General features: G+C 39.1%; 14 protein-coding genes. 5 read left to right on the top strand and 9 right to left on the bottom strand.

Features of this window, described 5'->3' with window-relative positions; all coding sequences use genetic code 11:
- Positions 1-366: 366 nt before the first annotated feature.
- Positions 367-1,644: a citrate synthase gene (locus V6R21_RS15285; RefSeq protein ID WP_334244498.1), complete on the top strand. Its 1,278-nt coding sequence runs from the start codon at positions 367-369 to the stop codon at positions 1,642-1,644.
- A gap of 73 nt (positions 1,645-1,717) precedes the next feature.
- Here V6R21_RS15285 and porU2 read toward each other — a convergent pair whose 3' ends face one another.
- Together porU2 and V6R21_RS15275 are read right to left on the bottom strand one after the other, a co-directional pair.
- Positions 1,718-7,099, bottom strand: a complete 5,382-nt coding sequence (gene porU2, locus V6R21_RS15280; RefSeq protein WP_334244497.1) for a putative type IX secretion system sortase PorU2 — start codon at positions 7,097-7,099, stop codon at positions 1,718-1,720.
- Positions 7,100-7,121: 22 nt separating this feature from the next.
- Positions 7,122-8,279: a putative type IX sorting system protein PorV2 gene (locus V6R21_RS15275; RefSeq protein ID WP_334244496.1), complete on the bottom strand. Its 1,158-nt coding sequence runs from the start codon at positions 8,277-8,279 to the stop codon at positions 7,122-7,124.
- A gap of 182 nt (positions 8,280-8,461) precedes the next feature.
- On the opposite strand from V6R21_RS15275, the gene V6R21_RS15270 reads away from it, so the two are divergent.
- Complete coding sequence (locus V6R21_RS15270) at positions 8,462-8,953, top strand: SixA phosphatase family protein (RefSeq protein WP_334244495.1); 492 nt, start codon at positions 8,462-8,464, stop codon at positions 8,951-8,953.
- A gap of 16 nt (positions 8,954-8,969) precedes the next feature.
- Here the strand turns inward: V6R21_RS15270 and V6R21_RS15265 are convergent, their stop codons facing one another.
- Together V6R21_RS15265 and V6R21_RS15260 are read right to left on the bottom strand one after the other, a co-directional pair.
- Positions 8,970-9,569, bottom strand: coding sequence for a pseudouridine synthase (locus V6R21_RS15265; RefSeq protein ID WP_334244494.1), 600 nt, complete (start codon positions 9,567-9,569; stop codon positions 8,970-8,972).
- Between the two features lie 64 nt (positions 9,570-9,633).
- Positions 9,634-10,839, bottom strand: a complete 1,206-nt coding sequence (locus V6R21_RS15260; RefSeq protein WP_334244493.1) for an acyl-CoA dehydrogenase family protein — start codon at positions 10,837-10,839, stop codon at positions 9,634-9,636.
- A gap of 128 nt (positions 10,840-10,967) precedes the next feature.
- Here V6R21_RS15260 and V6R21_RS15255 point away from each other — a divergent pair, with 128 nt between their 5' ends.
- Both V6R21_RS15255 and V6R21_RS15250 read left to right on the top strand, forming a co-directional pair.
- Positions 10,968-11,651, top strand: coding sequence for a peroxiredoxin-like family protein (locus tag V6R21_RS15255; RefSeq protein WP_334244492.1), 684 nt, complete (start codon positions 10,968-10,970; stop codon positions 11,649-11,651).
- A gap of 108 nt (positions 11,652-11,759) precedes the next feature.
- Entirely contained in the window at positions 11,760-12,389 is a 630-nt protein-coding gene (locus V6R21_RS15250; RefSeq protein WP_334244491.1) for a PIN domain-containing protein, read from the top strand.
- 146 nt (positions 12,390-12,535) lie between these two features.
- Here V6R21_RS15250 and V6R21_RS15245 read toward each other — a convergent pair whose 3' ends face one another.
- Together V6R21_RS15245 and V6R21_RS15240 are read right to left on the bottom strand one after the other, a co-directional pair.
- A complete protein-coding gene (locus tag V6R21_RS15245; protein WP_334244490.1) occupies positions 12,536-15,283 on the bottom strand; it encodes a 4-alpha-glucanotransferase in 2,748 nt (915 codons plus the stop codon).
- Between the two features lie 257 nt (positions 15,284-15,540).
- Positions 15,541-17,460: a RecQ family ATP-dependent DNA helicase gene (locus tag V6R21_RS15240; RefSeq protein ID WP_334244489.1), complete on the bottom strand. Its 1,920-nt coding sequence runs from the start codon at positions 17,458-17,460 to the stop codon at positions 15,541-15,543.
- A gap of 283 nt (positions 17,461-17,743) precedes the next feature.
- Between V6R21_RS15240 and pyrE the strand changes: the two genes are divergently transcribed.
- Complete coding sequence (pyrE, locus tag V6R21_RS15235; RefSeq protein WP_334244488.1) at positions 17,744-18,379, top strand: orotate phosphoribosyltransferase; 636 nt, start codon at positions 17,744-17,746, stop codon at positions 18,377-18,379.
- Between the two features lie 80 nt (positions 18,380-18,459).
- Here pyrE and V6R21_RS15230 read toward each other — a convergent pair whose 3' ends face one another.
- The 3 genes from V6R21_RS15230 to V6R21_RS15220 form a co-directional block, all read right to left on the bottom strand.
- Positions 18,460-18,834: a hypothetical protein gene (locus V6R21_RS15230; RefSeq protein WP_334244487.1), complete on the bottom strand. Its 375-nt coding sequence runs from the start codon at positions 18,832-18,834 to the stop codon at positions 18,460-18,462.
- A gap of 246 nt (positions 18,835-19,080) precedes the next feature.
- Complete coding sequence (locus V6R21_RS15225) at positions 19,081-20,793, bottom strand: acyl-CoA dehydrogenase family protein (protein ID WP_334244486.1); 1,713 nt, start codon at positions 20,791-20,793, stop codon at positions 19,081-19,083.
- Between the two features lie 150 nt (positions 20,794-20,943).
- Positions 20,944-21,303, bottom strand: coding sequence for an arsenate reductase family protein (locus tag V6R21_RS15220; RefSeq protein ID WP_334244485.1), 360 nt, complete (start codon positions 21,301-21,303; stop codon positions 20,944-20,946).
- Between the last annotated feature and the right edge of the window lies 1 nt (position 21,304).

Raw genomic sequence — 21,304 nt, 5'->3', positions numbered from 1 at the left:
TTTTTTCACTGAGATTACTCATTGGATACATTTAAAGGTATTATTAACATTGTTCCTACATCTCCTTTGGGTTCTATAAATGAGGAATTTATCAATAATATGTCTTTAAAAAATCATATTTGAAAGCATATAATGATTGGAAATGAGAAAATCTTGAAATATATTAGGGCGAATTTCCAAGAAGGGTCTTCATTACAATATTAATTTTCGAGTAAAAAAAAGGTGCGGTGTGAGATTTATTCTTTCAGGAATGTTTTTGCATTTATTTAATGTTTTTATGGAAACATCTTAGCGTGAAGATAGTTTATAATTAGACCTTATTATTCGACTAAAATCAATAGATCAATATATATAACCAGAGCAAACATGGAGAAAACAGCACAGTTACACTACGACGGCAAAGTGTACGAACTCCCAATTATTGAGGGTACAGAAAACGAAAAAGCAATCGACATCAGCAAGCTTAGAGGAGAGTCAGGACTGATCACCCTGGATGTTGGATTCAAAAACACTGGTTCTACCACATCAGACATTACATTCCTAGATGGCGAAAAAGGTATCCTAAGACATAGAGGCTACTCTATCGAAGACTTGGCAGAGAAGTCTACATTTTTGGAAGTAGCTCACCTTTTGATCTACGGTGAACTACCTTCAGCAACTGAGCTAGCGAAATTCCAGCACGACATATCAATGCACACATTGGTGCATGAAGACGTAAGAAAGATTTTTGATGGCTTCCCAGCTACAGCTCACCCAATGGGCGTTCTTTCTTCGTTGGTAACATCGTTGACAGCATTCCACCCTGAATCACTTGATCCTAACAGAAACAGTGAGGCAGTAGACTTGACGATTCACAGACTACTTGCAAAGCTTCCTACATTGGCAGCTTGGTCTTACAAAAATGGTCAAGGTCATCCGTTGGTTTACCCTAACAACAAAATGGGTTATATCGAAAACTTCATGAACATGATGTTCGGTCTTCCAACAGATGAGTATGAAGTTAACCCTGCAGTTATTGAGGCACTGGACAAACTTCTTATCCTGCATGCAGACCACGAGCAAAACTGTTCGGCTGCTACAGTAAGAGTTGTTGGTTCATCTCAAGCATCACTTTATGTTTCTATTTCTGGCGGTATCAACGCACTTTGGGGTGGCCTGCACGGCGGTGCTAACCAAAAGGTAATTGAGATGCTTGAAATGATCAAAGCTGACGGTGGTGATGTGAAGAAATACATCGACAAAGCGAAAGATCCTAACGATCCATTCAGACTGATGGGCTTCGGACACAGAGTTTACAAAAACTTTGACCCTAGAGCGAAAATCATCAAGAAGCACTGTGACAATGTACTGAACAGCCTTGGTGTCAACGACAAAACGTTGGAGATTGCTAAGCACCTAGAGGAAGTTGCGCTTCAAGATGAGTACTTCATCGAAAGAAAGCTGTTCCCTAACGTAGACTTCTACTCAGGTATTATCTACAGAGCAATTGGCTTCCCAGTTGATATGTTTACAGTACTGTTTGCGATTGGTCGTCTTCCAGGTTGGATCGCTCAGTGGAAAGAGTCTAGAGAGCAGAAGCAAGCTATCTCTCGTCCAAGACAAATTTACACTGGTCATACACTTAGACCATACCCTTCTAAATAATTTCAATTTAGAAACAAAGCATAAAAAAAGGTCAGCAGTAATGCTGACCTTTTTATTTGTACTTACTTGATGATTACTTCATCAAGTAAAGCTTACCAATATTCTTCTTGAATAAATAGTCGCCATCTGTTTCATAGTGTTCCATCCCTGCCCCATTCATTCTTACAAATACCCTGTATAGATAAACCCCATTAGCCAACTGGTCTCCAAACTCATCCCTGCCATCCCAAGCATATTCAGTGATGTTGTTTCCTATATGCACAGGCCCTAGCTCATCCTGCGTGATTTCACGAACGATTCTACCTGTCACGGTCATGATCTGAATTTTGATTTCATCAGGAACGTCTATCCCCCTTAGGGTAAAAACAAATCGAACCTTATCAGAAAAAGGGTTAGGGTACGGATAAAATTGTGTAATCGAAGGTTTACTATCCACTGTGAAAGAAACCCGATAAGATTCTTTACGTGCTTTCTCAGGGTCATCTTCAGATTCACTAACATTACTGCCTACATAATTTCCAGCCAAATCCTGCGCCTCGACATGCAGTATATATGTAGAGTCTTTCAGGTATCCTTTATCGTTCAGCAATGTTGAAGCAGCGACCCTACCATTTGACGCAGTAGCATTTGTAATCGCTTGGGGTAAAGGAAAACTCAATACATAATTATTCTCTCCAATATTGTCTTCTGATTTTTCAGACAACTCGATATCAAGCAAGACATCATTAAGGTAAATATTGAGGTTATCTGAGTTTTCTCTTAGCAAGTAAGGGTTATCATCTTTGAGAGACACAGTAAGCTGAGGGTTAGGTGCCACTATATCACCATCCATAATCCTTCTTCCATCAAATAGGATATCAAGGAATGGGTTCTTTTTGTCCGCTTCTACACTGAAGTTAAACTGTTCGGTATTGTTGAAGAAGAATCCTTCATACTCAGGTCTACCTACTGTTACCGAAAGGTTTTGACTTCCCGTTAGCCCTTGATCAAAAGTATTTGCTGTATACTCAACCTTTGTCCTCTCACCTGGCTTAGGAGAAATCACTGGTACAATTCCTCTTTGTGTATCTGCTGAAGCCTTGGAGTTAAAGAATTCTGCTTCCAATTGCTCCTCCAGATATGTTTCTTCAGATAAGTTTTCAAACCAATACGCTACAGCATAATCTTCTCCCTGATAATACTCAGTCTTTACTTGCTTCATGCTATCTGTCAGGTAAAGGAACCCTTCAGGAGCTGGCGTATAATTCACCCTCCAAGATTTCAATTGAGGCAAGGTATTGTCTACCGTATCCATCAACACCATGGATAGCTTCAACTGGCTGTAATAAGCTTTTCCATTTGTATTTAGAAATGATAAATCTACTTCACCAGTATAACTGGTGATCGTTGTATCTAAACTTACACCTTGTGGATTAATAGCACTTAAGGTTAACGCCCAACTGTCATTTACACTAGACTCCATTCCTAGTCTTAAAGATTCCCAACTATTGGCTGGACCAATAAATGCAGTTTCCACAACGCCGTTTTCAGGTACAATATCAATGTGATAGTTTATGTTGACATCTCCACCCTCATCGGTTGCAATGCGCTCGACAACATCTGCTTCCAGTCCCAAACTTCTAGCATTCCTACGAACCACTGCTATGTATGGTCTTCCTTCCTGCGTATTTAGCTTGCTATTATCTGTAGTATCTATACCTGCCTCATACAAAACTTGGTAGTTACTCCAAGTTGATGGTACTGTTTCATCGTAGTTAGATTGCCAAGTCCCTGTCCAAGATGATTTAAGTCCTGATAAATCCATCCCCTTTGTAGTTAGGATAATGGCATAATCTTCAGGATCATAAGTACCTTGCATGATAATGCTATTGTCATCATTGATTGGGTTACATTGCTCGTCTCCATACATAAATGCTACTAAGTTACTTGCGCACCTTGTACTTGGATTAGGCTTGAAATGTGAGTCCAACATCCATACAGATGGACTGTTATTCCAAATACCACAAATCATACGATCCAAATCATTACCAGTAGCCCTGTTATTCCACCTTCTTTTAGAATACGCTGCAAACTCTCCTGTCTTATGATCTATAGCTAACATAAGCAGCTTAGAATTCAGGTGGTACTGCCTGTTAGGAACAACTTCATGACAATACCTATTACTGATCACTTCTTTTCCATTATACAGGACATAATACTGGTCAGGAGATGTATAGATTTCAAGATCAATTTCCTTATTCTTAATTGACCAAAGTCCATTGCTACTTAGCTGAACGTTCTTCAGAGAGTCCTTCTCAAATTCAGGCACAACACTTTGCATCCAACCCTTCTCTCCTTTCCGGTAGGTAAATGAAATCTCATCCAAAACCTCCACATCATTCTCATCAGCGACAGCATATCCTGTTCTAATGAAAAAGACTTCATTATTGTCCAATGAACCAACACTGTATTCATTCAAATTCAATGTCCACTTAGCCAATCCATTCCCCACCTCAATCGGAGATAAACGGACATTGGAAATACCAGTAGAAGGTGAGAAAACTTCCAAATACACATCTCTATCCTCTCCGCTGTATCCTAAGTCATGCGTATAAACAGTGATTTCTTCTGTCCCCACTACACTGAAATTCTTTGGATAGACGATTCTGTTAAAGTTTGAAGGAAAGTTATATACCTCTGTAATGACATTGTTCAAGATATCATCATACTCATCATGTACATCTTCGTAATCCAATTTAATTTCAAACTCATTGGCGCCAGAAGCAATATCCTTATCATACCTATTGTCCCATACAATATTGACTGTATCAACACTTTTAGGCATCAGGACTGTAAATTGCTTTATTGAAACTTGCTTGCTTTCCCCTATCAGTCTTTTGATTTCAATATTTACAGATTCACCAGCTGTATATTTACCGTAATTATAAATAGGAAACTCAATTGCAAATGAATCAGACGTTGACCTCAACGCTTCATCTTCTCCTAATGGAAGGAAATTCACTTCTCCCTTCTTAATTGCCAATTCCGGTTTATCAGCAGTGATCTGTATTGCTGGGTCTCCTTGATAAACAATTTGCTCCACATGGGACAAGTAAATATTGAAATCACTTTTATTTTTTGAGTCGATGATGATTTCCTTATACGCTTCCTGTACTGCTTTACCAAAAGGTTTACCAACCAAGGTACTATCGCTAAACGCTCTTTGGTATACAGCTAATGCATTATTATAGATATAACTATTCGAAGCCAAAAGGATATTATTCACATCCAATGCATAACCTGATTTTGACATAAACAATACGGCTCCCCGATCTTTTGCCAATGTCCAGTTTTCTGCCCATGTTTCCTGGTTTTGGTAGATGTTTCCACCACTGCATCCATTCATTAGCACAACAGGATAACGAGCAAAGTTTTCATATCCCTGCTCTACCCTTCCCACTTCAATATCAGGTCCAACAGATGAGGAATGTCCAAAGAAAGTCATTAACCCAACTCCATTGTTTACATCTTCTGTTACATCTACCAGTTCAACCCTATCCGTAGAAGACTTACTCACCATCTTTGTAGTTCCCCCTACAAACTGTGATTCATAATATTGGTTTAAACTGTTCAGGTAATAAATAAATCGAGTATTGTCTTTTCCTGAAAAACCCCCAGCAAGTGCCAATGACTTCTTCTTCCACAAGTCCATAAAACCTTCGCCCTCATATACCTTTACTTTATCAAGGTAATTGGCAACATGCAATGGTGTTCTGGCAGGGAGTCTACCAACTGCCATATACGGTACAAACTGATTTTCAGTAGCACTCCCCTCCAATCCGAAAGTAATACCCAAATCAGTTGCTGGAAGGCCAAATGCCGGAATCAGGTTCTTCTCATCTTCACCACTTGCTATATTTAGACTAAGCCCTTTTCCGATCAGATAGAGATACTCAGACTGATGCGTATTCCACATCATTCTTGAAAACTCCCTCAATGCCAAAGGGGATACCTCTCCATAACTGAAAGTATTGTATAGGTCATCAATGTAAGCCAATAATACACTGTGTCCACCACCAGCTTCACTTTCTCTGTATTTCACATACTCTGTTATGACATCATTAACCTGATAGCTTCCAGCTCTTTCAGCCAATGATTTATGCGTAACCAGCAAAAAGTCATAAGTTGAAGTTGGATTCAAATACAAAAATGTAGCATTGGAGATTGCCTCAACTGATTGAGTTTCTTTAAAGACAACCCCTTCAACCTTATCTCCTGAAGTTGTATTGAGACCAGCAGGCATTTTAAATTGACCTGCACTATTTTCAGAAAGGATAATTGGGGTAGACTTAGTTTCATCCGTATCTGCAAAAACCCAAAGCCTACTTCCTCCCGATTGTTTCACCAAGCTTCCTACAGTACTTGAAGAAGGTTCGAGCAATACTTCATTTGAATTATCTCCATTCAGAATATCCGTTATAGGATATGTAAACAAGAAATAAGAAGGAGCATAGTTGATATATTTCCTGTTTGGAGTTAAGGTAGCATGAGTCTTATCAAAAAATGAAAGGTTCAATTCTCCCGTACTGCTGATGTTTGATGAAGGAAGGTCATGCAATACATTCAGGGATTTATACTCCTGTATTGACAATACGGTATCCAGCAACTGCTTGCTTGCTGCTGAAGGTCCTACAGAAACCTCTATTTCCGCTATATAATCCCCAAATTCTTTTGCTTCAAAGCTTACCAAGCCATACGCTACTTCAAAATTCCCACCACTGCTCGCATCAAACTCATCTAACTGAAATATCCCATCCCACTTACCATAGTCCGAAATATTATTATGAACGGTTGGTGTAGCAGTATATCCTTTTACACTGTTATAAGAGCTGTTGTAAATATGCTCCTTATCTCTTTCAAAGTCGATGTATGCAGGTTCACCGTAAGAGAAGTTGTCTTTGTAAGAAAATAGCTTTCGCCTATAGACTTCAGTGACCACACCTAACCCACTCTCACTAACCTGTGCAGTCTGAATTCTTTTCGGTTGTGTCAGGTTTGGTTCAACTGTCAGAAAGTAATAAGTCGCATCTCCATAAAGGCTTTCATACGGGTTTGTACTATTGCCTCCCCCTGACTGAAACAACTCCTTATCTAGGAAACCCTCGTTCTTCTGTCCATAAAACTCAATGTAATCACCAGCATCCCAAAAATTATCTCCATCGTCATCATGGACAAGTATAGCGACCTCTAGTCCTCTCCAATACATCTGATGCTCATTAAACTTTGCTGTCAAAACAGGGAAACCTGCACTTTTCAACTCATCATAAGTCACACGATATACCCCATTTTCACTTACTTTAAGCTTGAAGTATTTCTGATCGTCCTTTATCCATGAGTTTTTGAATTCAGACGCTGATTGAGCGAAAGAATGCAGATAAGAAAAAGTTAGTAATATAAATACTAGAATATATCTCATACTATTATCATTAATAGTTCAATCAGTAATAAAGTAAATCCCTGTTTCTCTGATACCTAGGTGTGATGTTTTTAGAAACACCAAATCCAGCTTTGATTGAAAATACGTGAGAATACAAAGCAGCACTCTGATCTGAAATATCAGTCAGGGCATAATCAATCGTAATGCCTTTCAGCTTTATACCTAATCCAAAGTTTGGTTGAAAAGTAAGAGACTCTGATCCATCAAAATCTTTTTCATATTGAAACATTCCAACTCCACCACGTACAAATGCCACATCATAAATCTGAAACTCTAGACCTGCATGTGGGTCAATACTTCCAAACTCAGTCTTGATTACAGTATTCCTTTTACCATCAAATGTGATATCAGCCCCAACTGATACCAGCAAACTCAAAATAGAAGGGGTATTGACATCATCTTTTGACTTAGAGGATAGGATAGGGAAATTTCTACCTCCGCCTATTAAGAGACGAGGGACAGCCACTTCTAAGGAATTATCTGGAATTGTATTATCTGTTTGTGAGAACACATCATAGAAGGTAGCTGAATTGAAACGCCACGCTGTAAATGTACCCGTAATATCCCTTGCTGTTATACCTAAATTCCATTTACCTAATGTTGTTTGTGCTCCTAAGTCAAAGCCAAACCCCCAAGCATTGGCAAAAATCCCAACATTACGATGTAACACTTTTACATTGGCACCAAACTTTATATCCTTCAAGGCAGGGAATCGGCGGGCATATGAAAAAATAAAGGCATAGTCTGCGGCTGAAAACGACTTGACCTGTGAGTAATCAAGGTTTCCGGACGCATCAAAAAGGTATCTGGTATCAGGAATATCATCGACAGCGAAGCGAATAACGGAAATACCTATAGCACTTTTCTTATCAAGGTTTGTCGAAAAACCCGCAAAATCATAATTGGCTATACCTGCAAAATAGGATGCATGCATCAGCGATGCGGAATACTTCTCCTTTATATTTAATAATCCTGCAGGGTTCCAATACCCAGCAGTAGCATCATCCACAATATCAACCTGTGAATTGGACATCGCCAAGCCTCTTGCTCCCACTCCAATTGCTAAATATTCATTTGCATATTTGGGAGTTGAAACCTGAGCCGATGACATATTAACCAGAAGACAAAGTAGACTTGCCAAGGCAATTATTATTCTCATACAATGTTGGTCTTGTTCAGCTTTGCTTTGTGTTAAGCTTCAGAAAACAGTTTGATAAGCAGCCTAAAAAATTGAAACATTTAATCTAATTTTTGAATTATTCTTCACTTAATAGCAACGCATATTTCAAAATAGTATTTTAGATAGAAATTTAATCTAAACAAAACTTTCGGATCAATTCCATGAAAACACTTTATCTGGTTCGTCACGCCAAGTCAAGCTGGGACCACCCTGAACTCTCAGACTTTGACAGACCATTAAATAAAAGAGGCTTAAAAGCAGCCCCATTAATGGGAAAAGTACTCCATGAAAAAGGGGTTATTCCACAGCAGGTCATCTCATCTTCTGCAAAAAGAGCCAAGGAAACTGCGATCACAATTGTGAAGGAAATTGGACTTAACCCTGATAATATTATCTATGCCGATAAAATATATGAAGCCAGTACCAATACCTTATTGACCCTAATCAAATCATGCGATGATAAAGTTACATCCCTGATGTTATTTGGTCATAACCCTACATTTACAGACTTAGCCAATGTACTCACTGATGAATATATTGACAATATTCCTACAGCAGGCATAGTCGGTATTTCCTTTGACACCGACCATTGGAAAGAGGCAAAAAAAGGGAAGCTATTATTTTTTGACTTCCCTAAGAATTACAAAGATTGATGGAAATGGAAGATGTTTAAATTTTAGACTTGCCAAAGAGTGCTTTATAAATCACATCTCTTTTAAGTTCCATCACCTCACCTGGGTTCATTTGTCCCAATCGTAACTTTTCAATTTTCACTCTGATAAGCCTCAGTGTAGGAAAACCAACAGCTGCAGTCATTTTTCTGACTTGTCTGTTTTTCCCCTCTGTCAGCGTCAAGGAAACGAATGAAGTTGGGATTGATTTCCGGTATCTTACGGGTGGATTTCTCTCAGGCAGCTCAGGAACATCCTCCATCTTTTTAGCAATAGCAGGCAAAGTATTGTGTTTCTTCTTATTGACAGAAATCGTCACGCCATTAGATAATTCTGCTATTGCTTCAGGTGTAACGTCACCATCTACCTGAACAAGATATTCCCGTTTATGTTTAAACTTCGGGTCAAGCAAACGATGGTTCAGTCGCTTATCATTCGTGATAATCAACAACCCTTCGCTATCAAGATCGAGCCTTCCAACCGGATAAACATCCTTCGGAAAGGAATAAAGTTGCCCCAAAGTTGGTCTACCATCAGCATCACTAAACTGGGGCAACATACCGTAAGGCTTATAGATAATGTAGTATTTAAAGTCCATTTGTGCGTTTCAGTCTTTATTTCCAAAAAGGACTGCAAAATTACAATTATTCTATGACAACCTCTTATTTGAATGCCGGTATTCCTGTAATTTCATGACCAAGAATCAGAAGGTGGATATCATGAGTGCCTTCATATGTTACAACAGACTCCAAATTCATCATGTGCCTCATGATAGGATACTCTCCTGTGATGCCCATCCCTCCTAACATCTGTCTAGCTTCTCTTGCTATTTTGAGTGCTATTTCTACATTATTTCTCTTAGCCATTGAAATCTGTGCTGAAGTTGCTTTCCCTGCATTCTTCAATTGCCCTAATCTTAGGCAAAGCAGCTGGGCTTTGGTTATTTCAGTCAGCATTTCAGCCAGCTTCTTTTGAGTTAACTGAAAACCCGCAATTGGTTTGTCGAACTGTTCTCTTTCCAATGTGTACTTCCTAGCCGTTTCATAGCAATCCATGGCAGCTCCTAAAGCACCCCATGAGATTCCATAACGGGCACTATCCAAACATTTCAATGGAGCACCTAATCCACTTTTCCCTTCCAATAGGTTTTCTTTTGGAACTTTTACATTGTCAAATACCAACTCTCCCGTGATACTTGCCCTCAGCGACCACTTGTTATGTATTTCGGGTGCTGAAAAGCCTTCCATACCTTTTTCCACTACAAGTCCATGTACCCTGCCTGCTTCATTTTTAGCCCAAACCACTGCAATATCTGCTAACGGAGAATTGGTAATCCACATTTTACTTCCGTTTAGCAGGTAATGATCCCCCTCATCTGTAAAGTGTGTTCTCATTCCTGATGGATTCGAACCAAAATCAGGCTCTGTCAGTCCAAAACAACCTAACATCTCCCCGCTTGCCAATTTGGGTAACCATTTCATTCTTTGCGACTCATTTCCATATTCAAAGATCGGATGCATCACCAAAGAACTTTGCACTGAAGCCATGGAACGCAAGCCTGAATCGCCTCGCTCAACCTCTTGCATAATTAGCCCATAGGAAATATCACACATTCCACCGCCACCATATGCCTCAGGAATACTAGGTCCGAACAATCCTTGTTCCCCAAATTTTTTGATAAGATAAGAAGGGAATTTAGCGCTTTGAGCACTGTCCTCTATAATGGGTGAAACTTCTTTTTTGACAAACTCGCGAGCAGCATTTCTAATCATTAACTGCTCATCTGTCAACAAGTCATCTAACTGATAAAAATCTGGAGATTGAAAATCATCAACTCTTTTTTTGTGTTGAATCGTCGCATTTTCCATATGTAATATTTATTGGTTTTTAAGGGTGGTTCATCTGTGTTTTTTACAATATAATCTTATCCTCTTCAACTTAATAGAATTATATTGATACAACTAAACCTTTCCCGTTAAACCAAAAGTCTACCATCTTGAAAACTAGTTTCACCTCTGTGTCATTTTCAGAAAGACTCTTGTTAACTGCCGAGAAGTTAGCTAAAACCTCTAACCCGGATGACCTTGCCAAGTATAAAGCAATTGCCGATACACTTTCTGCATCTGACCTTACAAACTTTGCATTACAGACTGGTGACGTCATGCCATCTTTTGCATTACAGGATGTAGAAGGGAAACATCAAAAAATTAGTCAAATACATAACAGGAAGTGGCTTGTCATCAATATATTCAGGGGCAGTTGGTGCCCATTCTGCAACATTGAATTAGTTGAATATGAAAAGCATTATGAGAAGTTCAGTACTTTGGATGCGAAAGTAATTGCGATCTCTCCCCAAAAAATAGAATACAACCAATCTTTGGTAAACCAAAGGAAACTAAAAGTTGAGCTTTACAGTGACCCAAATTGTAAAGTAGCTGAGCGTTTTAGAATAGGTTATACAGTACCAAATTACCTGAACAATATTTACCACAACCAGAATGTCCATCTCGAAAAATTCAATGGAGAAGGCACCCTCAAACTCCCCATCCCTGCCACATATCTGATTGACAGGTCAGGGATTATTAGAATGCACTTTCTGTCGCTAAGCCCTTATCAAAGGCTGGACCCTTCATTGGTCATCGATACCATTCAATCGTTGATTGATTCAAATGACAAGTAAATTGGTAATTTAAAGAGTCAAATACATCTCATTTCCCCGAAAACTCGAATCAAAGGTCTATATTTGCGGAAAATAATTTTGACCTGAGGTCAATAGCAATCGATTAGAATGAAATCTTACGTATTTATAGATCATATTTCAGCACAGGATATTAACCCTGAAGGTTTTGATGACAACCGTTGGCAGTTTGTATTCTTTTTAGAAAAGGACTTTAGGATCAACAAACCTCTTCAGCAACTCAAAAGGCAGCTTCAAGCACAGTGCAAGTTGTTTCAAGCTTCCAAAGCATCTGAAGACTACTTAGAGGATTTAATGAAACTAAAACTGGGTGAATTTCATCAGAAAGCTCACCGAAATTCTTCTTTTGTCATAATAAGCCACTCAAAGGCATATGATAACCTGATTTCAATTATCAAAAAAGAAGGAAGGGTATGTATGCGCTTGTTGGAGCCAAGCTATAAAAATATAGCTTCGGCATTGAACCTTGATGAAAAAGAAACTGTAGAAATTGTAAATGAAAAGGCTTTTAGTGATGAAGCCATTACAATTATCAGGAATCTCAAGACAATCACTCCAGTCAGAAGACCAAAAACAGTCAAGAAATTCCAAAATTACATTTCCAATTTCTATAAAGACTATGAATATGGAGAGGAAATGACCACTATGCTATATGAAGAGCTAATCTCTAAAGAAGCCATTTCCCAAAAAGGTGAAAGAATTAAATACCTTATGATCTGAGGTAGCTAACATGGACAAATAAAAAAAGGTCTCAAAGATTGAATTCTTTGAGACCTTTTTTCATATCACTTATTTATTCGTTTCACGAATAGTCCTAAATGGTTATCCCAATATTGAGACTATTCGTGACAATACTATTCAAAAGACTAGAAAGGTGTATTTCTACCAGACCTTTTCAGCATCTCTCCTAGCTCTTTATTAAATGCTGCCTTCTTGATCATATCTTCCATTGGAATATGGAATCTATATCTCCAATAATGATGCTTGATAGCAGGTACGTTGATCTGCTCAATTCTTGCATCTTCTCTTCTCAACTCACCATCAATAGCCAACAAGTCCTGAATCGGGAATACTGCCCACATACTTGGTGAATACATATGTTGGTTAATGATATCCTTTGCCACCCAAGGCTCACAGAAGAATGGAGAAGCACCCCAATGTCCCAACATATGGTTATAGAACTCTTGCGCAGTTTGCGGATCCTCTTCCCACCAACCTCTGATAGTTGCCATATCATGAGTTGAAGTAGAACCAACAGACATGTATGGATAATAAGCAGGGTGCCCAAACTCCTGATTAATGTCTTTTGGCATTCGCTGGATCTCCAGACTTAGGATATCCAATTCTTGCATTACACCAGGCACACAATCAGGTACCATACCAAGGTCTTCACCACAAATCAACATTTCTGTAGCTTCCTTGATAGCAGGCAGCTTCTGCATTGCCTGATCTCTCCACAAACCTTCTTGTCTACGGAAGAAATAATCTATGTACAGATCCCAGAAAACACCTCTTTCATGATCACTCAGCTCACTGTAAGTACGGGACTTATCCATTGTCACTCTCGGAGCAAAATGCTCACCATCCTCATATCCGAGTGCTTCCATGAACAGCACTTCATTGTGCAAGCTATATAATGCATCACGCAACTTCTCATCTTTGGCAGCGTCCTCTACAGACTTACCAGTCTGATCATTAAAGTATTGCTGTATTTTTAACTGAGAATCAAATTGCTCTTTAAACTTATATTCTCCTGGAGCATATTCTTCAAGGAATGTTTCCTTAGCATATACTGCATTTTCACCAAATACTTCACCAAGGAAGTGTTCACGGATATATGGCTTACAATAACGTTCGTAATTGAAATGAATTCCTCTATCCGAAAACTCCTGAATGTGAATTGGCAATGCAGGACGGAATTGCCCCAAAAGTCCTTGTACTGAATGCAATGGAATTTCCCATATGCGGAAAAATCCTAAAATATGGTCAATACGGAATGCTTCAAAGTACTGAGACAAATGGTGTAACCTACTTACCCACCATTGGTAACCATCTTTCTGCATTTCTTCCCAGTTATAAGTTGGGAAGCCCCAGTTCTGACCATTTACTGCAAAGTCATCTGGTGGCGCACCTGCCTGCCCATCCATATTGTAAAGGCGGGGTTCCGACCAAGCATCAGCACTGTATCGGTAAATACCAATTGGAATATCTCCTTTCAACACCACCTTGTTGGCTCTTGCATATTCTGCTGCTTCCAACAATTGCAGGTGTAAGTGGTACTGCATAAAGACATAGAAATACACTTCGTCCCTGGCATCTGATTTTGGCTCAAAGAGTGCGTATATATTCTTTCTGACAAACTTGCTATGTGTTTTCCACTGATTGTAATCAGGCGTACCATTCTTTTCTCTCAGATATGAGAAAGCAGCATATGGTTTCAGCCAGTTTTCATGCTCCTTGACAAAAGCCTGAACCTTCTTATCCTTGTAAAAAGCGTCTTTTTGCTCTGCCCACAAAGCCCTCATATACTTGAGCTTCTCAAGCATCACAGCTTCGTAATCAATCTCATCCAACTCGTTCAACTCTGCCTTTTTCTTTGCCAGAGCAGTCATTTCTTTTTTGGACTTCAGTGTTCCTGCCTGTTCTACATTTAGATAAAGTGGGTGCAATGCATATACAGAAACTGCCGCATAAGGGTAAGAGTCAACCCAAGTGTGAGTTGCCATGGTATCATTTACAGGTAGAATCTGTACCATTTTCAACCCGATCTTCTTAGACCAATCCACCAACGGTTTAATGTCTGTAAACTCACCTACTCCTAAACCTGCTTTTGAACGAAGTGAGAATACAGGAATGGCTACTCCTGCACCTTTCCAATTATGGCTTGAGTACCTGAAAAATCCTCCAGAGATAGCATAAAGCTTTTTGTCATTTGTCTCTGGCTCAACATACAGGTATCTGTCATTGCCTGACTCTATATCTGCAGCTTTTCCAGACTTCTTTTCAACAATTACGAACTTGTAATTTACATGGGTTACCCCACTTCCAAAGCTCACTTCTGTCTCCCAATCAGAAGTACCAGACACATGCGAAAGAACAGCTGCCTTTTCAGGTTTCCAGTTACCTAATTCAGCTGTACTACCCATTAGCCTCACCTCATAACCTTCCGCAATTCGAGGTACTTTCACCCTGAATGCATATAATGAGTTAGCCTTTTGGTTTGCTGATTTCGTTTTTTTAGCTACACCATCTTCAGTGTGGAAAATAGCTTTTGTAAAAGCAGAAGAATCATATACATTCAAAGCGTCCTTCTTCGACCTCCATGTATCTTCAAGGCTAACCTGCTCAAAGCTGTTATCCAATCCGATTACTCTTTCCTCTCCATGTTCCCAGAAAAGTGCGTTGTTATGTTCATCCTTCAAGAAATACTTGTAACGGATTTCTTTGGCACGACTACCTTTCAAATCAACTGCAACCTCCCAGTCACCATTTGGAATGGTTTGCATGGCAAGCGCATCTTCTTCGTTGAACTTACCTAATTTGGCAATCGAACCTGCCACATAAAGCCTTTGACCCCACTGTGTGTGGTAATTGATTTTAAAACGAATTATCATCTGGCTGATATTTAGGCTCTCTACCGAATAATACAATATTGGTAGACGAGTCAGAATTACATATTACAAAACCATTTTGAAATTCGGGAAATAGGATTTTAGAGCATTAAAAAGTCTCCCCTATTTGGACCGAATTCGTACAATTGCTTCTTAAAAGTAGTATGAATTGAAATGTATTAAAAGTGGTGACAACACTTAATTTGTTAACTTTCTTTTGCAAACCGTTGCGAAAATAGAAACATGACAAAAATCACTTTTTAACCATGAGTCACATCCCCACCCTTGCGATAGTCCAACTCTCCTGAGTCAATCATTTTTCTCAATACTTCCACAAACTTTTGCCTGTTGACTGGTCCTACCTGTTCCTCCAAATTTTTAAGATTTGAAGCTGTACCTTCCTGCACCACTTTCATGATTTGTTCAGCTATTGAATCCATCTGACCTAACTGACCTCTCTTTTTCTTTTTAAGACAATTGTCACAAACACCACAGTAAGCATCTGACTGCTCATCAAAATACTCCAATAACATCAATGTACGGCAGCGTTCCTTATTTCGGGCATAATTGATCACTGACTTAATCCGTGCCATTTCCTGCATCTTCTCCTCTTGCATTTTTTTGATATTGAATGGCAGTTGCTGTACTGTATACCTTGGCTTCAGAAAAGTTAGCTGAGGTTGTTCCTTTTGGTTTTCATAGATGATAATATCCTGTGCATCCATTTCCTGAAAAGCGCTAACCACATCCCTGTATGGCATGTTCAACAATGTCGCAATCTTATTTTCAGACACTGACACAAAGTTGGTAAACAATTCACCACCATACACTCTCAATACCAATTTCAAAAAAGCATCAAAATGAGCATTGGCCACCTGAAATTTGTAAAGATCCTGCTTATCAGCCTTAATCAAGATTCTTGAACTACCTTTCAGGCTATCATTGAATTGAACAAACTCTTGATCTTCCAACCTTTTCAACACATAAAAAGCTTGCATATAATCCAGCTCATAAGTTCTGACAAAATCTTCCAAGTTGAAATCGTATGTTGCCATCTCTCCGCTACCTGCGGCAAGCTTATAGTAATTGGCTAAAGCCTGATATACCTTTTTTATAATATCAATAGAAGGGTACGATGCTTCCGTCTTAGCAATCATATCCTTAAAGTCCTTTTTCTGGTAAAGCAATACCCCATATGCCTTCTTCTCATCCCTGCCTGCTCTGCCAGCCTCCTGATAGTAGGCTTCCAGTGTGTCAGGCATATCAAAATGGATCACTGTTCTCACATCGGGCTTGTCAATTCCCATCCCAAATGCATTGGTAGCTACCATTACCCTAATTTTACCTGCAATCCAAGCTTCCTGTTTTTCAGCCCTCTTTACATTTTCAATTCCTGCATGGTAAAAATCAGCACTTACCTGTTTTGTACGTAAAAAATAGGATACTTCCTCTGCCTTTCTTCGGGTTCTTACATAAACAATTGCTGAGCCTTCAACATTTTTCAGGATACCTAACATGCGCTCATTTTTGTCTTCGACTTCAAATGTTGAATAAGACAAATTTGCTCGTGAAAAGCTTTTCTGAAAATGATTATACCCTTCCTTGAAAGATAATTGCTTGACAATGTCTTGCTGGACACTTTTTGTGGCTGTTGCAGTAAGTGCTATGCAAGGAATTTCAGGTAACTGTTTTCTCAGTTCTGCAATCTCCAGATACTGTGGGCGAAAGTCATAACCCCACTGAGAAATACAATGTGCCTCATCAATTGCCAAAAGGCCAACATTCATTTTTTGCACCCTTTCCTGAAAAATGGGGGTCTTCAGACGTTCAGGTGACAGGTACAGAAACTTTACTTTCCCATAGACTACGTTATCCAAAAGGATATCAATCTCTCTCCTGCTCATGCCTGTATAGATTGCAACTGCCGGAATACCTCTTCTGCGAAGCTGCTCTACCTGATCTTTCATCAATGCAATCAGTGGAGTAACCACCACACAAACACCGTTGATGGCTAAGGCTGGAACCTGAAAACATATTGATTTACCTCCACCTGTTGGCAGTAAGGCCAATGTATCATGACCGTCAATCACTGACCTGATAATATCTTCCTGTAATGGCCTGAATTGGTCATACCCCCAAAAGCGTTTTAAAATCTGTTGCAGATTGACAGCCTTGTTCATAGCACTTCTAAATCTTCTACTGTAAAAAAAGGTGTATTCTAAGCTGAATGCTTAACACAAAAATAGAATTAAAAAAAGCAAAACCGATAGGTAAACCACAGACTAATCAACTTCTGTCAATGCCCGTTCTAACCTATAGAACCCTACTTTTTGACACTTGCTACCTTTAACATATTGTTACCCAATCAGATGATTCTAAGATTTAAAAGTTATTATATAACTTCTTATATATAAGAGCGAATATTTATTCCTTTATTAGGCAAATTGATGTAATTTTGCCGCCATGGAAAATGTAGTAGCAAAGAAAGTAGCATCATTACTGCTGGATATCAAGGCAATCAAAATTCGCCCTGACCAGCCATTCACTTGGGCTTCAGGTTGGAAATCCCCTATCTATTGTGACAACAGAATTTCACTGTCACACCCTACAGTAAGAACTTATATCAAACAGGCTTTGGCTATGAAAATTCAGGAACTGTATCCTGAAGTAGACGCCATTGCAGGTGTAGCAACAGCTGGTATCCCTCAGGGTGCTTTAGTAGCTGATGCCCTAAATATTCCTCTACTTTATGTAAGGTCAAAACCTAAAGGACACGGTATGACCAACATGATCGAAGGTGAAGCACCTAAGGGATCAAAAGTAGTGGTTATTGAAGACTTGGTTTCAACAGGTGGCAGCTCACTGAAAGCGGTTGACGCCCTGAAAGAGGCTGGCTATGAAGTAATGGGAATGATGGCCATTTTCACTTATGGCTTCCCTGTAGCAACACAAAACTTTGAAGATGCAGGTGTTACACTTCACACATTGTCTAACTACCAGCATCTGATTGAATTGGCTCACGAGAACAAATATATCGCAGAAGATACTGTCGACTCTCTTAAGAAATGGAGAGAAAGCCCTGATACTTGGGGACAATAATCTTCTTCTTTTATAGCAGATAACAAAAAAAAGGTATCTTCTTGTGGATACCTTTTTTTGTGATTCGAGTTGTCAAATACTTATAAGAATACTTTCAAAGCTTCTATCAAATAATCACATCGCCCATTCAACTGAGACTGTAATTTCATTACCTGCTGCTCATATTGCGTATCCTGCCTTTTGATCAACTCCATTCCGCTTCTTAAGATTTTTTGAATTTCGGTTTCATTTAGCAAATCGAATGTGGTCTTCATTTTGTGAATTTGGACTCCAATCATATGATAGTCTCTTTTACTGATACCTGTCGCAAAACATTCTTTACATTCCTGAAGAGATTCTCCCAGCAGACTTATAAACTGTCGGTAAACCATATCATCTTCTCCTGAGAGTTCTTTGATATAGTCTAATTCATCCCCTTGAAAAATCCTTTGGTTAGTTGAAGTGTTTACGTTCATAGCTGAATTTTTATCGTCAAGATATTAGTGGCGTTGGTAGTACTCGTTGTACCGTTCCACATTGATGGTAATGTAAATACACTTTATACCATCAAAATTAACTGTCCATCTCAACAATTAGAGAGAGCATTTCACCTAAAAGACAGACACGTAACATATTGATCTCTTATCGCATGCATTGTGCACTTGATTATTAATACACATTAACAAAAAAACCGCATTAAAGCGGGCTTTGTATCTTTTTACTTATTGAATTTCCCATCCGATCATTTTCTCCAGTGATTCTTTAGATTTAGGTCTGTAAGAAATCACATCTGTTTGTAAGGTTTTTCTTTTCCAAAAGTCTAGAGTTGGTGAAACCCATTCAAAACTTTCATCATCAGAATAGCTATAGAGCAACGAAATAATGTATAAGTCAGTCAGGTGCTCAAATAATGCATAATAAGCACACTCCTGTTCCTCAGATGATATGGACTGTACCTCTTTCAATTGGCTCACCAATTTGTTCAAAGCTCTCAGCCCTTCCTGATATTGGTTGTTGTCAAACACTTCTGATATTTGATGAAGCATCACAGAAAGTCCCTCCGATTTTAATGCAGCCCTCATCATATCCAATGCCATAATATTGCCCGCTCCTTCCCATATTGGCAGTACCATTGCATCACGCATGATCTTTGGCATTACACCATCTTCAATATATCCCATACCGCCCATCATTTCCATACATTCCCGAATGTAATAAACACATGACTGTGCTGTCCGTTTTTTGATCATTGGCGTCAGGAAACGAATCAACTCTCCAGCCTTCTTATCTCCCGAATCAGCCTTATCAAGCATATTGATTGCATGCCAAGTCAGGTAAAAATCGCTGATATAATGGGCAGTCACTTCTTCAAGTTTCTTTCTGACCAAGGCATGTTCCATTACATTTTTCCCGAATGTCTGTCTATATGACATAAACTGATAAGCCTCAATCAGTGCCCGACGGAACATGGAAGTAGAAGCTACGGCATTGTAAACCCTTGAAAGGTTTACCATTTCAGCCATAATTTTAAAGCCTTGTCCTTCTTCACCAAGTAATGTTCCTACCGTATTGGTCATTACACACTCTGCACTAGCCATTGAGCGTACGCCTAGTTTATCTTTTAACCTGATTACTTCAATCGGGTTTTTGGTTCCATCCTTTAAGGTTCTCTCTACCAAAAATATTGACAGCCCTCCTGTGCCTTTTACACGCTCATCCGTTCTAGCCAATGCTAAGATAATTTCTGCATTGGCATTGCTGCAAAACCATTTCTCTCCATTTAATATGTATTGATCCCCTTCTACTTTTGTAGCTTTGACCAAATTGGCTCCCACATCAGACCCTCCTGCTTTCTCTGTTAAAAACATGGCTCCAGTAGCCAAATTATCAGGATTATCAGTATAAATTCTAGGCAACAACCGTTGCTTTGTCGCTTCATCAGCATACCTATCTATAATTCTTGCCACACCATCAGTCATGCAAAGTGGACATGGAATACCTCCTTCTCCCATGGTATAAAGAAAGTATGAACCAAATCCCATTTTATGAGTCTCGGCTGCAAACTTTTCACGTAATGAAGGCTCCCACTTAACCCGAAACATCTCAGCATCTACTGCATAACCCATCAACTCCCAATAAGCCGGGTGAAAACTGATTTCATCAATCGTATTTCCATACCAATCCCTTTTGGTCAGTTCAGGAGGATTTTTATCAGCTTGTAAAGATAATTTATCCATTTGGACAGCAGCTAGTACACCTATCCTATCCCATTTCTCTTTCATATATGCTTTGCCCTTATCCGAAACCTCTCGATTCAGAAAATGCTGTAGCAACACGTCACTTTTGAAAAAATTATGGCTTACTAAAGCGCCATCTTGCAACACCTTGTTATCAGGGTGGTTTGAAGCTGGTACTTGGGTTTTTATGTAATGCATCTTTTGGTTGTTGTTTATGTTTTTGGTCAAGCTAATGTGCTATAAATTAGAAAAAAAGGAGAAAAAAATTAAAAAATCCTTGGCCACTCTAGCTGACCAAGGATTAAACAATAAGGACGATAGGAACATCCCTGTGGAATTTAATCTTCATTACATTTTCATAATATCTGTAGGAGTTTCAACCAGTCTAGCCTTGTTTTTCCAAACTACAATTGGCCCTCTTATCAAGAATGGATACTTCATTAGTACATGTAACCATCCTTCTGAGTCAAATTCTTTCCCTCTAATATTCTGTTGATAAAATGGGTCTGCCTTATTGAGCAGCTCTTTAGGTGTTTTGTTAAGTTTCTTGAGGATATACTTCCAAATGGTAGTTGTAAAGTTGTCAGTACCATAGGTGGTCGCCTGCACCTTATTACTAAGTGACTTTGCATAGGCCAAAGTCTGCTTGTCCACCCTGCCTTCAGGGTGGTAGTACACTTCAAGGATATTTCTTTTATCGAGGTTCATA

This window comes from Limibacter armeniacum (genome assembly GCF_036880985.1).
Classification (GTDB): Bacteria; Bacteroidota; Bacteroidia; order Cytophagales; family Flammeovirgaceae; genus Limibacter; species Limibacter armeniacum.
The sequence above is the reverse complement of the archived record's forward strand: the minus strand, read 5'-3'. Positions and strand labels throughout refer to the sequence as shown.

What these genes read in the sequence shown, in the direction of transcription:
- V6R21_RS15225 (WP_334244486.1), bottom strand. Translation starts at nt 20,793, where the DNA reads ATGCATTACATAAAAACCCAAGTACCAGCTTCAAACCACCCTGATAAC.
- V6R21_RS15275 (WP_334244496.1), bottom strand. Translation starts at nt 8,279, where the DNA reads ATGAGAATAATAATTGCCTTGGCAAGTCTACTTTGTCTTCTGGTTAAT.
- V6R21_RS15260 (WP_334244493.1), bottom strand. Translation starts at nt 10,839, where the DNA reads ATGGAAAATGCGACGATTCAACACAAAAAAAGAGTTGATGATTTTCAA.
- V6R21_RS15250 (WP_334244491.1), top strand. Translation starts at nt 11,760, where the DNA reads ATGAAATCTTACGTATTTATAGATCATATTTCAGCACAGGATATTAAC.
- V6R21_RS15270 (WP_334244495.1), top strand. Translation starts at nt 8,462, where the DNA reads ATGAAAACACTTTATCTGGTTCGTCACGCCAAGTCAAGCTGGGACCAC.
- V6R21_RS15285 (WP_334244498.1), top strand. Translation starts at nt 367, where the DNA reads ATGGAGAAAACAGCACAGTTACACTACGACGGCAAAGTGTACGAACTC.
- pyrE (WP_334244488.1), top strand. Translation starts at nt 17,744, where the DNA reads ATGGAAAATGTAGTAGCAAAGAAAGTAGCATCATTACTGCTGGATATC.
- V6R21_RS15265 (WP_334244494.1), bottom strand. Translation starts at nt 9,569, where the DNA reads ATGGACTTTAAATACTACATTATCTATAAGCCTTACGGTATGTTGCCC.
- V6R21_RS15230 (WP_334244487.1), bottom strand. Translation starts at nt 18,834, where the DNA reads ATGAACGTAAACACTTCAACTAACCAAAGGATTTTTCAAGGGGATGAA.
- V6R21_RS15245 (WP_334244490.1), bottom strand. Translation starts at nt 15,283, where the DNA reads ATGATAATTCGTTTTAAAATCAATTACCACACACAGTGGGGTCAAAGG.
- V6R21_RS15220 (WP_334244485.1), bottom strand. Translation starts at nt 21,303, where the DNA reads ATGAACCTCGATAAAAGAAATATCCTTGAAGTGTACTACCACCCTGAA.
- porU2 (WP_334244497.1), bottom strand. Translation starts at nt 7,099, where the DNA reads ATGAGATATATTCTAGTATTTATATTACTAACTTTTTCTTATCTGCAT.
- V6R21_RS15240 (WP_334244489.1), bottom strand. Translation starts at nt 17,460, where the DNA reads ATGAACAAGGCTGTCAATCTGCAACAGATTTTAAAACGCTTTTGGGGG.